Genomic DNA, 14,578 nt, shown 5'->3' on the forward strand with positions numbered 1-14,578 from the left:
TTGCAGGTTTGTTCAACCAATCAATATACTAAAAGAACCCTAATTTCTTTTTATCATAAGAAATCAACATATTTTTAGTTTGACGGTAATGACCAAGCATCATTTTATGATTTTCTCTTCCAATTCCAGATTGTTTGTAACCTCCAAATGGTGCTCCAGCTGGATATGAATGATATTGATTTACCCAAACTCTTCCGGCTTGAACCGCTCTTGGAACTTGATAAATTTCGTGTGCATCACGTGTCCAAACTCCAGCACCTAAACCATACATTGTATCATTTGCAATAGCAATTGCTTCTTCGGTAGTTTTAAATGTTGTAACTGCCAAAACTGGTCCGAAGATTTCTTCCTGAAAAATTCGCATCTTGTTGTGACCTTTAAAAATCGTTGGTTTAATATAATATCCACCAGCATGATCGCCTTCAAAAACATTTTCGTCACCACCAGTTAGCACTTCTGCTCCTTCTTCTTTTCCTAATTTTATGTAGGCCATGATTTTCTCCTTTTGCACTAATGATGCTTGAGCACCAATCATCGTTGCCATATCTAGAGGATTTCCTGCAATAATTGCTTCTGTTCTTTCAATAACTCTTGCAATAAATTTATCATAAATATCTTCGTGAACCAATAATCTTGATGGACATGTGCAAATTTCACCTTGATTTAATGCGAATAAAACTGCACCTTCAATAGCTTTATCGAAGAAATCGTCATCATGATCGGCAACCGATTTCATGAAAATATTTGGAGATTTTCCTCCTAATTCTAAAGTAACAGGAATAATATTTTCTGTTGCATATTGCATTACTAATCTACCCGTTGTAGTTGATCCAGTAAATGCTGCTTTAGCAACTTTTTTATCTGTAACCAAGGCACGACCAAGTTCGGCACCAAATCCGTTAACGATATTTACAACTCCTGGAGGCAATAAATTGCCTATTAACTCCATCATAATCATAATTGAAATTGGTGTACTTTCGGCTGGTTTTAAAACAACTGTATTTCCTGCTGCTAATGCTGGAGCTAATTTCCAAACAGCCATTAAAATTGGGAAGTTCCACGGAATAATTTGTGCAATTACGCCTAATGGTTCGCTCAAAGCAATAGAAACTGTATTGGCATCAAGCTCAGCAACAGTACTTTCTTCGGCACGAATTACACCTGCAAAATATCGAAAGTGATCAATTGCGAGAGGCATGTCTGCATACGTAGTTTCGCGAATTGGTTTTCCATTGTCAATTGCTTCAACTGCTGCTAAATAGTCTAAATTATCTTCTAGAACTTGCGCAATTTTATTAAGTAAAATACTGCGTTCAGTAACCGAGGTTTTTCCCCAAGTTTCAAATGCTTTATGTGCTGTATCAACCGCCAATGCTACATCTTCTTTAGAGGAATGTGCCGCTTGTGTGAACACTTTTCCATCAATAGGAGAAATTACATCAAAATAGTTTCCGTTAACAGGAGCAACGAATTTTCCTCCTATATAATTATCATACTTTGCCTTAAAATCAGGTCTTTGTGCTATATTGCTCATACTATTAAATTTTTAGTTTTATCAAAAGTAGCTTCAAAAATCAAAAAGAAATAGCACAAAATCTTCATTTAATAGCACAAAATTGATAAGTGAATAATTTTAACATCATTTTATTATATATATCAAAAAAATACAGCTAATTTTTAATTAAATTAACAATTTAAAAGAAATGAGTTTTTGGATAAAATATATTTTAATCTAAAAGCTACAATACTTATCTTTGCCAACTCAAAAATCAAACGAATAATGAAGATTTCATACAACTGGATAAAACAATTTTTAAAAATAGATTCTAATTCTGAAGACATTGCTACAATCTTAACAGATTTAGGACTAGAAGTTGAAATCGTAGAAAAATACCAATCGGTAAAAGGTGGCTTGGAAGGCGTTGTTGTTGGACACGTATTAACTTGCGAAAAACATCCAGATGCCGATAGACTAAATATTACAACGGTTGATTTGGGTGATGGAATTCCGGTACAAATAGTATGTGGAGCAACAAATGTAGCTGCCGGATTAAAAGTACCAGTAGCAACTATTGGAACCAAATTGTTTGATAAAGACGGCGTTGAATTTGAAATTAAAAAAGGGAAAATTCGCGGACAAGAAAGTCACGGAATGATTTGTGCCGAAGACGAATTGGGTCTAGGAACTTCTCATGACGGAATTATGATTTTAGATTCGGAATTAAAACCAGGAACGCCAGCTGCAAAAGTCTTCAATATAGAAAACGACGAAGTTTTTGAAATTGGATTAACTCCAAACCGTGCCGATGCAATGTCGCACATGGGTGTTGCTCGCGATTTACGTGCAGGATTATTACAAAAAAATGCTTCTTTAGAATTAATTACGCCATCAGTCTCTAAATTTAAAGTTGATAAAAGAACTTTGAAAATTGATATTGATGTTAAAGATTCAAAATTAGCACCAAGATATTGCGGTGTTACTATTTCTGGAGTTACAATAAAACCTTCTCCAAGTTGGTTACAAAACCGATTGAAAGCCATTGGATTAACACCAAAAAATAATGTTATTGATGTTACCAATTATGTTTTGCACGAATTAGGACAACCATTACATGCTTTCGATGCTTCACAAATTCACGGAAAAGTTACCGTAAAAACTGTTGCTGCTGGAACAAAATTTGTCACACTTGATGCTATTGAAAGAACATTGCACGAGGAAGATTTGATGATTTGTGATGATAAAGGTCCATTGTGTATGGCAGGCGTTTTTGGAGGAAAAAATTCAGGAGTTTCAGAAAACACTTCTTCTATCTTTTTAGAAAGTGCTTATTTCAATCCTGTAACTATTCGTAAAACGGCAAAACGTCATGGTTTAAGTACTGATGCATCGTTTCGTTTTGAAAGAGGAATTGATCCAACAATTACAGAATATGCTTTGAAACGTGCAGCGTTGTTGATTCAAGAAGTTGCTGGTGGAGAAATTACGTCGGATGTAATTGATATTTATCCAAAGAAAATTGAAGATTTTACTGTTTTCTTAAACTATGAGAAAGCCTTCAAATTGATTGGACAAGAATTACCAAAAGAAACTATTAAAAAAATTGTAGCTTCTTTAGACATCAAAGTTAACAGTTCTTCTGATGCAGGAATGGGATTAATTATTCCTTCGTATCGTGTAGATGTGCAACGTGAGGTTGATGTTATTGAAGAAATTCTTAGAGTTTATGGTTACAACAACATCAATTTTTCTAAAAAACTGAATGCAACAGTAGCAAAATCTGGTAGAACTGAAGATTATAAAGTTCAAAATATTATTGCAAGTCAATTAAACTCAATTGGTTTTCATGAAATGATGGCCAATTCATTGACTTCGCCAGATTATATTAAGCTTTCAGATATGTTGAAAGAAGAATATAATGTTACCATGTTGAATCCGTTGAGTAATGATTTATCGGCAATGCGTCAATCGATGTTGTTTTCTGGACTGGAAGCAATATCTTATAACATTAACAGACGAAATAGCGATTTAAAATTATTTGAATTTGGAAAAAGCTACCGTAAATTATTGTCAGGATTTAATGAAAAGAAACATTTAACACTTTTTGTAACTGGAAGTAAAACTCCAGAAAGTTGGACAAATGCACAAAAACCAACCGATTTCTTTTTATTTAAAGGATATGTTAGTGGTATTTTATCGCGATTAGGATTTGATAAAGTTCAGAACTTGCCTGCTAACAGTGACTTCTTCGCAGAAGGTGCTGCTGTAGGAATTGGAAATGATATTCTAGTGGAAGTTGGAACAGTTAAAAAATCGATTTTAAAACATTTTGACATTAAACAAGAAGTTTTTTATGCCGAATTCAATTGGGATTTAGTAATTAAACTATTATCTAACAAAATTAAATTTACTGCAATACCTAAATATCCTGAGGTTCGTAGAGATTTTGCTTTATTAGTTGACACTTCTGTAGCCTTTGAATCGATATATAAAGTAGCACGTTTAACGGAGAAATCACTTTTAAAAGACATTAACTTATTTGATGTTTATGAAGGCACCAATTTACCCGAAGGAAAAAAATCGTATGCAGTTAGTTTTACAATTCAAGATACTACAAAAACGTTGACTGATGTTCAAATTGACAAAATTATGAGCAAATTGCAATCTAATTTTGAAACAGAATTGGGAGCGCAATTAAGATAATATATTTTTAAAAAACGTATTAAAAACAAAAACCATCAACTAAATTAGTTGATGGTTTTTTCAATCTAACCAAAAATAACAAACCTTATGCTTTAGGTGTTACAACAGTATCAACTACGTGAATCACACCATTTGATTGATTAACATCTGCAATAGTGATTTTAGAACTGCTTCCATTTTCGTCGGTGATGTAAAGATCTTTACCTTTCATCCAAGCAGTTAACGTTCCACCAGAAACCGTTTTTAGAGTTGCTTTTCCGTTACCTTTTTTAATTAATTTTGCAATATCAGCTGCGCTAAGTTTACCAGCAACGACGTGATATGTTAGAATTGTTTGTAATGTTTTTAAATTTTCTGGTTTTAGTAATGTTTCAACTGTACCTTTTGGTAATTTAGCAAACGCTGCATTTGTTGGGACAAAAACGGTGAATGGTCCTTTAGATTGTAATGTTTCTACTAATCCTGCTGCTTTTACTGCTGCAACTAAAGTTGTATGATCTTTAGAGTTTACTGCATTTTCAACAATGTTTTTAGAAGGATACATTGGAGCACCACCTACAGTTACTGTTTTTTCTTTTTGAGCAAATGTCATTGTTGTTGCAAAAAGTGAACATGTTAAAACCAACGCTGAGAAAAAATTTCTTGTTTTCATGATATTATATTTTTTTAAAGTTTATACAAGCATTTACGCCAGTTAATTGTCTTTGGTTTTATATTTTAATAAATTAACATTATTTTAATACTTGATATAGACAAAAAAAGAGCTTAAAAATTTGACTTATATTAGGTAATATCTTAATTTAGAGTTTATTAAAACTGGATTTTTTTTATTAAAAAAACTACAACTATGTTATTAAACAACACAAACTTAATTGATGCTTTACTGTATAACAGAAAAAAAGCAATGACAGAAACTCGACTTTTAGAAGAAGTAAAAGCGATTTTAGGGCAAAATGAAATTGAAAGATCACTGATAAAGGAAACCTTGGCAAACGAAAGTTCAACAACTGCCAATAAATTTGAGTTTGATTTATTAGAAACGGATAACATTTTTCACATAAATCAGATAAAGAAAGTAAGTATTGATTACAGATTACGATTTTTAGACAGTAATTTATTTAGAAATGCAATTCCAGAAGAAGCCATTTCCAAAATAAATGCTCTGGAGAAAAATCATAATACTAAATTGAGTGGTTTCAAAATTATGGCACCAAGTAAAGCTTTTAATTTAAAAAAATATGACGATCCGTTGTTGTTTGCTCCTATTGGTAATGATTATTATTATTTAATTCACAAATGGGGAAATGATTTGGCTTGGTACAGAAAACTTCAATTTTTACCTATAAAAAACATGGTGACTTTTGTTATTACTTGTTTGTTGTTAAGTCTAGTTTTTACCTATTTTACACCACCAAATCCTTTGAGTGCATCAGTTGAATTTGCTCCAATCATCATTTTTTTATTTTTATTCAAATCTATGGTTGGCACTGTTGGGTATTATTTCTTTATGATGGGCAAAAATTTTAATGATATGATTTGGGATAGAGCTTTTAAGGAGAATTAGAGTTTTAAAGAACATCAAACTTTTTAAAAATCTCTTTGCTTAATTCAACACTTTTTATTAATTGACCATTTTGTAAAACACTTACAAAACCTAATTTGCATTTTCTATTCAATCCATTGTAATGATAAACTCCAAACTTACTATCAGTTTGGTTTATCATTGGATAAAGGAGCATACTTTTTTCAGCTTCCCAATGTAAGCAATAAGTAAACATTTGCTTTAAATCATCGTCAGAAGGTTTATTCGTGTCGATTATTTTCCATTTTGTATCTATAACAAAAGTTTGACCATCATCCGATGTGATAACTATATCAGGTCTAATGGTTTTGGTTTCCCAGAAGTGTGTTTTATTTTGAAAATTAACTTTAAATCCTATTGGTTTATTGTTTTGTAGAATACGATAAATGTATTCTTCCCATAGTTTATTCATATCAAATAACAACGTTAGCATATTATCACTTCCAGAATTTAGATTTGGTGAATAATTTAAAATTATCATTTTAGCGATATTCAATGCTTTATAATAAGGAATATTTTTTCTATTACTTATGATTTTATCAAAATGACTAGAATTAACTGCAACATCTTTGTAATCGTTAAACTCAAAAAGTAATCTGTTTAACTTGTCTTTTATTGTAACATCAACTAGATTTTCTAATATTTTCAATCCTTTCAAAAGGATTTGATGTAATAAGTGGTCTTTATCATAAACTTGATGTTCACAATAAAAACGTTCTTTATGGACACTATTTTTTTGAATATTTTGAGAGAAAACCAGTTTACCTTTTAGAGCTAATTGATTACTTTGAACTCTTCTATATTTTTTAATTAATCCACGCTTAACAAGGTTTTCTATTTCAGATAAGTACATTTCAAAATAAACATCTAAAATTGAATTGTGTCGTTTTTTTAAATTGGTTTCAGAAACATTGTCAATAGTTATATGTTTACATACTCGCAACATATTTAACAAAACTCCTTGCCAAGTTTTTTTGTCTGGGCTGTCACTCTTATCAGCTTTTGGTAAAATTTCAATTGTTAATCCACCTATTTGTATCACTCCAACATAACTATTGAACAATACACCTTTATGAATGATGGTGTAATATTTATTTTGATTTTTTTCATTAAACAAAACCATTGCATCAAAATGATTTTTTTTGAATGCATTGGTACCATCATATCTTAACTTTTGATACTCAAAAACTTGAATGAAGTTTTCTTTACTCATAAATTGATGTAAAAGTAGTAGTGTTCCAATCTAGGAAAGATGTAAATTCATAAACCACTTTATCTGAAAAACTAGCAACATCGGATTCATCTTGATAGCTAAAATTGGTTGCGAATTTTGCTTTGTTTGCCTTTGGCTTAATAAATTCACCTCCTAAAACTAAACCAATTTTTCCAAAATCTCCAAAGAAATACTCTTCCAATAATGGAATAATTTTATCTTTAAAAACATCTTTTAAACCATCAAAATCAATAACATCAATAAAAAAAGAGTGTCCTATTTTATGGTCTTTATCCAATAATATTTCAATTCTTTCATTAATGGTTTTCAGCATTTCAACCATATTAATATCAATATCAGACCAAATAACTCCATTAGAAATATGTTCGTTTTCTAAAACCTTTATATCAGGTTGCATTTCTACAAAAGAAAATCTACGTCTTAAAGCTGTGTCTAATGACTCAACACTTCTATCAGCAGTATTCATTGTTCCAATTATATATAAATTATTTGGTACTGAAAAGTCTTCTTGAGAGTAAGGTAAAAATGCGTTTAAAGCTTCTGCATTTCCTTTTCTCTTGTCTTTCTCAATTAATGTTATTAACTCTCCAAAAATTGATGAAACATTACCTCTATTAATTTCATCAATAATTAAAACATATTTTAAAAGAGTATTTTCTTTTTTTCCAATATTATATAGTTTTAATTTCTCAATTAATGGATAATAATAAACCGCCAAACCACTTTCCATAATTCTTTTTTCGTAGAATAAATCTTTTAATGTATTCAAAACAAGTTCATGACCATAACCGCCGCTAGCCTTTCTAAATTCAATATTTTTTTCTTTAATATTTGTAATATGAAATGATGATGATTTCATTTTTATTTCAATTTCACTATTTTCGCTTTCCTCCCAATCTTGTTTTAATTTTTCAAAAGATTCCTCAAAACTGAAATCTTTACTTATTAAGCTTTCCAAATTGTTATTTGCAATATTTGCTATCAATTTAAAAATACCATCTTTTACTTCATAAGTAATATTTCCTCCTAAACTTTTGGGTTTAATTCCTTCAACAAAATCTTCATAACTTATACTTTGGTGAAAAGTTGTAAAATTGATTTGTTTTGCTTTACACAATTGGTCATATCTATCAGTAATAAAGTTTCTATCTTTATCATTATAATGTTTTCCATCAATAATCTCGACAGCTATTTTTTTGGTTGTGTAAGTCTTTCCAGTTCCTGGTGCGCCGTATAAGATTTGGTTTAATGGATGCTTATCTTTATTAGTTGTTTCCATAACTTCTACTTCTTCAATTTCTTTTGAATTATAATTACAATAAAATGCATCATATAAATTAAGCATTGAAATTTCTTTGTAATTCCATACTCGTGAACTATTTTGAATTATTTTATTTAAAGTTTTATCTTTATTTATTCTTCCTTTTCCAATGCTTTTTGTGTTATCAATAAACTCGCCTAGACTATCACTAAATTTTGGAAGCTTTATATCATAGTTATCGTTGTTCTTATAAATCTGAAAATTAAATTCATCCTCTACAATATCTTTTTGGTTTGGTTTAACTATTATATTTCTATAATTTTCAAGGTTATGATATGTAGATTTATCAAGCATCATTTCTTCTGAAAAATCATCATGAGTATTTATTTTAAAAAAAGCTTTTCTTGACATTGCAGTAGAACGAACAGTTTTTACAATTAAATCAATGTTTAACTTAAAGTATTTGAAAGCTTGAATTGCTTTGGTATCTAGTTTGGTATCTTCTATAATTTCTTCAAAATTCATTCTAAACAACATGTCCTCTTGTATCCATTCTTTAGCTCTCCAAAGTCTAATTTTTCCTTCTCCAATTATAAATACAAAAGCACCTTCTACTAAATCTCCAAACCAAGACTCGTCTTCTGTTTGATAAAATTTTTCTTCAAGTTGATTTCTCAAGTTGGTTACTTTACCAAAAAAAACATTAAAGTTCTCAATATTATTTCTTAACATCATTATATTGCTGTAAACATCTTCGTTTTCTAAAGTTGTGTATAAAAAGTTTTGAGTTATCAAGTTCTTATCGTCCCATTTGAATTGAGGATAAATACTTTTATGTAATTTTAATAATTCATTATTATTTGAGATATAATCCTCTTTAACTTTTTGAGCTAACTTTAAATAATGGAAATATTTTTTCCCTGATGGTGCTTTTGGTTCTTTTAAAACATCACAAAGATTTCTATAAAATGAAATTTTATAAATGAAGTATTTTTCAGGAAATCTAAATGACATATAAACAGAAAGTGTTCTTTCGTCTTGTTGTGTGTTTAGTTTGTCTTTTCCAAGCACATCAATTAGTCTTGGTAATATTTCGTCAGACTTGTTTTTAAATGTTTCAAATCGATTTTCTAATTCAAAATTTTCATCATACAAAAATTTAAACATTTCTCTTGTTTCTTCAGGAAAATTTTGGGCTGCTTTGTTTATAAATCCCCAAGAATTTTGATATAACAAATTGGAAACTTTTCTAAAAGCTTCTGAAAACATTTTATGAAAATCAACAGCATTGATATCCCAATGATTTTGAAAATGTTCAATTGCTTCCCACTTGTATAATTCATTAGGGTCGCCTTTTTCAATAAGTAAATCAATATATTTTTTAATAAAGTCTAACATAATTGTTGTTCATTTTTTTAATTTTTTATATTATTCTATTATCCATTTATAAATTCAATTATGCTATATTATATAAAACCATTTAAACTTTATTTTGCAATAAAAGTATGTTGCTAATTTAGATAAAAGATTCTTAAAAATTAAATAAGTTAAACTAAATCAATTTGTAAAATTAAAACCATAAAAAAAGCTCCCAATTTCTTGAGAGCTTTTATTATTTTAGATTTTCAGAGAATTATTTTCCTCCTTTTTCCATTTTAGCTTTTAATTCAGCTAAGATATCATTGTTATCTCCAAGAGTTGAAGTTTGATTGTTGTTGTTAGAACTTGCAACAGATTCTGATGCAGCTTTCACAGCTTTTTCTTCTTCTTCTCTAAAGATTGCAGTATGCGAAGCAACTACTCTTTTAAATTCTTTGTTGAATTCGATAACTTTGAAATCAGCTACATCGCCTTTTTTCAATTTTTTACCATCTTCTTTTTCTAAGTGACGTGTTGGAATAAATGCAACAACATCATCTCCGAAATCTACAGTAGCACCTTTGTCAACAATTTCAGCGATAGTTCCGTTGTGAATAGTTCCAACTGCGAAAGCATCTTCATGTTTGTCCCAAGGATTAGCAGTAGTTTGTTTGTGACCTAAAGATAATTTACGTCCGTCAACATCTAATTCTAATACTACAACATCTAGTTTGTCACCTACGTTAACAAATTCTGATGGATGTTTGATTTTTTTAGTCCAAGATAAGTCAGAGATGTAAACTAATCCATCAATTCCTTCTTCAAGTTCTACGAAAATACCAAAGTTTGTAAAGTTTCTAACAATACCTGTATGCTTAGAACCTACTGGGTATTTAGAAGTGATATCAGTCCATGGATCTTGAGTCATTTGTTTAATACCTAATGACATTTTTCTTTCGTCTCTGTCAAGAGTTAATACAACTGCTTCAACAATATCACCCACTTTTACGAAATCTTGAGCGCTACGTAAATGCGTAGACCAAGACATTTCAGAAACGTGAATTAAACCTTTAACACCTTCAGCAACTTCAATGAAAGCACCGTAATCAGCAATAACTACTACTTTACCTTTCACTTTGTCACCAACTTTAAGTTCAGCACCAAGTGCATCCCATGGGTGAGCGTTTAATTGTTTCAATCCTAATTGGATTCTTGTTTTTTCGTCATCAAAATCAAGGATAACTACGTTCAATTTTTGATCTAATTCAAGAACTTCACTTGGGTGATTGATTCTAGACCAAGAAAGGTCAGTAATGTGGATTAATCCATCAACACCACCTAAGTCAATAAACACACCATAAGAAGTAATGTTTTTAACAACACCTTCTAATACTTGTCCTTTTTCTAATTGACCAATAATTTCTTTTTTCTGAACTTCGATATCTGCTTCGATAAGCGCTTTGTGTGATACAACAACGTTTTTAAATTCGTGATTAATTTTCACAACTTTAAATTCCATCATTTTGTTCACATATACATCATAGTCACGGATTGGTTTCACATCAATTTGTGAACCTGGTAAGAACGCTTCAATTCCGAAAACGTCAACAATCATACCACCTTTAGTTCTACATTTAACAAAACCTGTAACAATTTCACCTGTTTCGTTAGCAGAAATAACTCTATCCCAAGATTTAATTGTTCTAGCTTTTCTGTGAGATAATACCAATTGACCTGTTTTGTCCTCACGAACATCAATTAATACTTCTACTTTGTCACCCACTTTTAAGTTTGGGTTGTAACGGAATTCGTTTAAAGAAATAACACCTTCCGATTTTGCATTAATGTCAACAATAGCGTCACGGTCAGTAATTCTTACTACTACACCTTCTACTACTTCTTCTTGATCTGTATCTATAAAAGTTTTAGATACTAAATCTTCAAATTCTTGTAAGTTTTTTTCGTCAACTAAATCAATACCTTCAGAGTAATTGTGCCAGTTAAATTCGCTTAAAAAATCTTGTTGTTCTTTGTTTAATTCAGACATGCTGATAAAAAATTTGTATTTTGTTTTTCGTGAGTTTCTTTAAGCGATAGAAAAACAAAAGTGTTTTACATAAATAATTGATTTCCAAACGAAACTCTACTCTGCATTTTGGACTGCAAAAGTACTACTTTTTTATCAATCTACAAATAATGATACTAAAAAAAAGAGTTACAACTATAGAAAACAACCGTTTTTTATTTGGAGCGAATGGCTTGGTACTTTCTTGGTTTCCATTTTCCTGCTTTCCTTCCAAAACTTCGCTAAAAAAAGCGAAGGTTTTTCCCTGCAATCAGGGCTAATATAGTGTTTGTATAGAAGAGAGTTTTTAGTACTTTTATAAAAAAATAGTGAATGAAAAATTCTTTTCAAATTTTCAAATCAGACAACAAAACATTTCATTGGGATTTAAATAATTTTTTACTCCTTTTATTTTTATTTGTTGGATTCATAAGCATTCTTGAAATTAACATTATTTCAAAAATAGCGACAACTATAGCAAAATGTATTTTTCTTTTCATATTTATATTAGCAATAGTAAATATTTTTAGAAAAAAACCATTAAACGGAGTATTAGATGGTACTATAATTTTTAATCAAGATAATATAATTCTAAATGATAATATAATAACATTACAAGAAATTAAAAAAATATTCCTACATGCTAACGATTATGACGGAAAAACAGGAGTAATAATAAGAGTGTCATTATTTCCAAGAATATCAAATGGAACTAATAATTTGTTGGACATAGAATTAAAAAATGGTGAAAAATAAAGTTGTTTTTTCTAATTGAATATGAAAGTCAAGTTGAAAACTTAAAACCATTTATAATTTCATTAATTAAACAGAGAATTTTATCATTTGATGAAGGGTTAAATATTTTAAAAATTGATAATGAAGATTTAAAACAAGAACTTGAGTTTTCGAATAAAGAAAATCAAAATACAATCTAAATTAAACCCAATGATAAACGACGCTCCAAAAAAAGAATCCTTTCTATTTACAATACTCACCAACCTAACCTTTTGGGTTTTAATAGCAATTGTTTGTGGTGTTTTACTCGGACATTTCAATCCCGAAAAAGGTCAAGAAATGAAAATTATTGGCGATTCTTTTATCAAATTAGTCAAAATTTTCATAGGCCCAATTATTTTTCTTACCATAGTTTTAGGAATTGCTGGAATGGGCGATTTAAAAAAAGTAGGACGAATCGGAATCAAATCATTACTCTATTTTGAAATAGTAACCACTTTTGCTCTTGCAATTGGTGTGATTGCTGCCTACATCATCCAACCAGGAAAAATCGATAAATCAGGATTAGACATTCAGGATGCAAGTAAATATACTTCCAGTCCATCGGTAGGTTTTAGTTGGCTCAACTTCTTCCTGAGTAATTTTACACTTCAAGTTTTGGTGGTTGCAATCTTGTGCGGTATTCTATTAAATTATTATAAAAAACGAGAAACTGTTGTCACCTTTTTATACAAATGTTCTAAAATTGTTTTTAAAGCATTAAAATTTGTCATGTATCTTGCGCCTCTTGGTGCTTTTGGAGGAATGGCTTACACTGTTGGAAAATTCGGATTGCATACACTTATTCCGTTAGGGAAATTAATGCTGACTGTTTATGTAACGATGGCGATTTTTATATTTCTTATACTTGGAAGTATTCTTCGTTATTACAAAATACGAATTTGGGATTTCATAAAATACCTAAAAGCCGAATTATTAATCGTTCTTGGAACGTCGTCATCAGAACCAGCATTGCCAAACTTAATGGATAAACTAGAACGAATGGGTTGTAGTAAATCGGTTGTAGGATTGGTTGTTCCAACTGGTTATTCATTCAATCTTGATGGAACGGCAATTTACCTTTCGATGGCAATTATTTTCTTGGCACAATTGTACAATGTACATCTTACATTTGGAGAAATACTCACCATTATTGGATTGTTAATGATTACTTCCAAAGGTGCAGCTGGAGTAACTGGAAGCGGATTTATAGTTTTAGCATCAACACTTACGGCAATTCACAAAATTCCGTTAGAAGGTCTGGCCTTCCTTCTTGGTGTTGATAAATTTATGAGTGAAGCACGAGCTATAACCAATTTTATAGGAAATGGCGTTGCGGCAATTGTAATTTCTAAAAACGAAAATGAATTTGTAGATCCAGAACATCCCAAAGATTTGGATTAAGAATCAAATAAAAAACCCGATAATTTTTATACTTATAGACTGCACCCAAAAGTTTAGACAAATTTATAATTAATTTTGATAATAATGAGCTCGATATTGTATTGGGCTCATTTTGTTTAAATTCGACTTGCTTCTGTCGTTATTATAATAGTTTATATATTCTTTGATTTCCATTTTTAATTGTTCAACTGAGGTGTATTTTTTTAGATAAAACAGTTCAGATTTTAATATTCCAAAGAAATTTTCAATAATTGCGTTATCTAGACAATTTCCTTTTCTAGACATACTTTGTATGATACCTTTTTCTTTCAATTGATTTTGATATCTTTTCATTTGATATTGCCATCCTTGATCTGAATGTAGAATTAGATTTGTATTGTTTGGTATTTTCTTAAAAGCTTTATTTAACATCATTACAACTTGATTAAACACTGGTCGTTCTGTGAGTTCATAACTGATTATTTCTTGATTAAATAAGTCAATTATTGGCGATAAATACAGTTTATTTCCTGATACATTAAACTCGGTTATATCGGTTGCCCATTTCTGATTTGGAGCGGTTGCTTTAAATTTTCTCTTTAGAATATTAGGTGCAATTTTACCCTGTTCGCCTTTGTATGATTTGTATTTTTTGACTCTAATTAAACTCTTTAATCCTAATAATTTCATTAATCTTAAGACGGTTTTATGATTGATAA

The 14,578-nt window shown here is 30.0% G+C and carries 10 protein-coding genes; 4 read left to right on the forward strand and 6 right to left on the reverse strand.

Going from position 1 to position 14,578, the window contains the following annotated elements:
* Positions 1 to 28: 28 nt before the first annotated feature.
* Complete coding sequence (locus ACH2CG_RS08045; RefSeq protein ID WP_395063972.1) at positions 29 to 1,534, reverse strand: aldehyde dehydrogenase family protein; 1,506 nt, start codon at positions 1,532 to 1,534, stop codon at positions 29 to 31.
* Between the two features lie 246 nt (positions 1,535 to 1,780).
* On the opposite strand from ACH2CG_RS08045, the gene pheT reads away from it, so the two are divergent.
* Entirely contained in the window at positions 1,781 to 4,201 is a 2,421-nt protein-coding gene (gene pheT, locus ACH2CG_RS08050) for a phenylalanine--tRNA ligase subunit beta (RefSeq protein WP_395063974.1), read from the forward strand.
* 85 nt (positions 4,202 to 4,286) lie between these two features.
* On the opposite strand, the gene ACH2CG_RS08055 is transcribed toward pheT, so the two are convergent.
* On the reverse strand, positions 4,287 to 4,853 hold the full coding sequence (locus tag ACH2CG_RS08055; protein WP_395063976.1) for a fasciclin domain-containing protein: 567 nt from the start codon (positions 4,851 to 4,853) through the stop codon (positions 4,287 to 4,289).
* A 195-nt stretch (positions 4,854 to 5,048) separates the two neighbouring features.
* Here ACH2CG_RS08055 and ACH2CG_RS08060 point away from each other — a divergent pair, with 195 nt between their 5' ends.
* Positions 5,049 to 5,765, forward strand: coding sequence for a hypothetical protein (locus ACH2CG_RS08060; protein ID WP_395063978.1), 717 nt, complete (start codon positions 5,049 to 5,051; stop codon positions 5,763 to 5,765).
* Positions 5,766 to 5,769: 4 nt separating this feature from the next.
* Here the strand turns inward: ACH2CG_RS08060 and ACH2CG_RS08065 are convergent, their stop codons facing one another.
* The 3 genes from ACH2CG_RS08065 to rpsA form a co-directional block, all read right to left on the reverse strand.
* Positions 5,770 to 6,996 (reverse strand): McrC family protein, encoded by a 1,227-nt coding sequence (locus tag ACH2CG_RS08065; RefSeq protein WP_395063980.1) that lies wholly within the window; start codon positions 6,994 to 6,996, stop codon positions 5,770 to 5,772.
* A complete protein-coding gene (locus tag ACH2CG_RS08070; protein WP_395063982.1) occupies positions 6,989 to 9,676 on the reverse strand; it encodes an McrB family protein in 2,688 nt (895 codons plus the stop codon). Before ACH2CG_RS08070 ends, ACH2CG_RS08065 begins: the two co-directional genes overlap by 8 nt.
* Positions 9,677 to 9,911: 235 nt before the next feature.
* A complete protein-coding gene (gene rpsA, locus ACH2CG_RS08075) occupies positions 9,912 to 11,684 on the reverse strand; it encodes a 30S ribosomal protein S1 (protein ID WP_395063984.1) in 1,773 nt (590 codons plus the stop codon).
* Positions 11,685 to 12,035: 351 nt separating this feature from the next.
* Between rpsA and ACH2CG_RS08080 the strand changes: the two genes are divergently transcribed.
* Together ACH2CG_RS08080 and ACH2CG_RS08085 are read left to right on the forward strand one after the other, a co-directional pair.
* Positions 12,036 to 12,458 (forward strand): hypothetical protein, encoded by a 423-nt coding sequence (locus ACH2CG_RS08080; RefSeq protein ID WP_395063986.1) that lies wholly within the window; start codon positions 12,036 to 12,038, stop codon positions 12,456 to 12,458.
* A 189-nt stretch (positions 12,459 to 12,647) separates the two neighbouring features.
* Positions 12,648 to 13,880 carry a cation:dicarboxylate symporter family transporter gene (locus ACH2CG_RS08085; protein WP_395063988.1) on the forward strand — a complete coding sequence of 411 codons (1,233 nt, stop codon included), beginning with the start codon at positions 12,648 to 12,650 and terminating at the stop codon, positions 13,878 to 13,880.
* Between the two features lie 69 nt (positions 13,881 to 13,949).
* Here ACH2CG_RS08085 and ACH2CG_RS08090 read toward each other — a convergent pair.
* Positions 13,950 to 14,578 (reverse strand): IS3 family transposase (locus ACH2CG_RS08090; protein ID WP_395063990.1); only part of this gene is annotated, 629 nt, incomplete at its 5' end.

Source organism: Flavobacterium sp. (assembly GCF_043778725.1).
In the GTDB taxonomy this organism is placed as follows: domain Bacteria; phylum Bacteroidota; class Bacteroidia; order Flavobacteriales; family Flavobacteriaceae; genus Flavobacterium.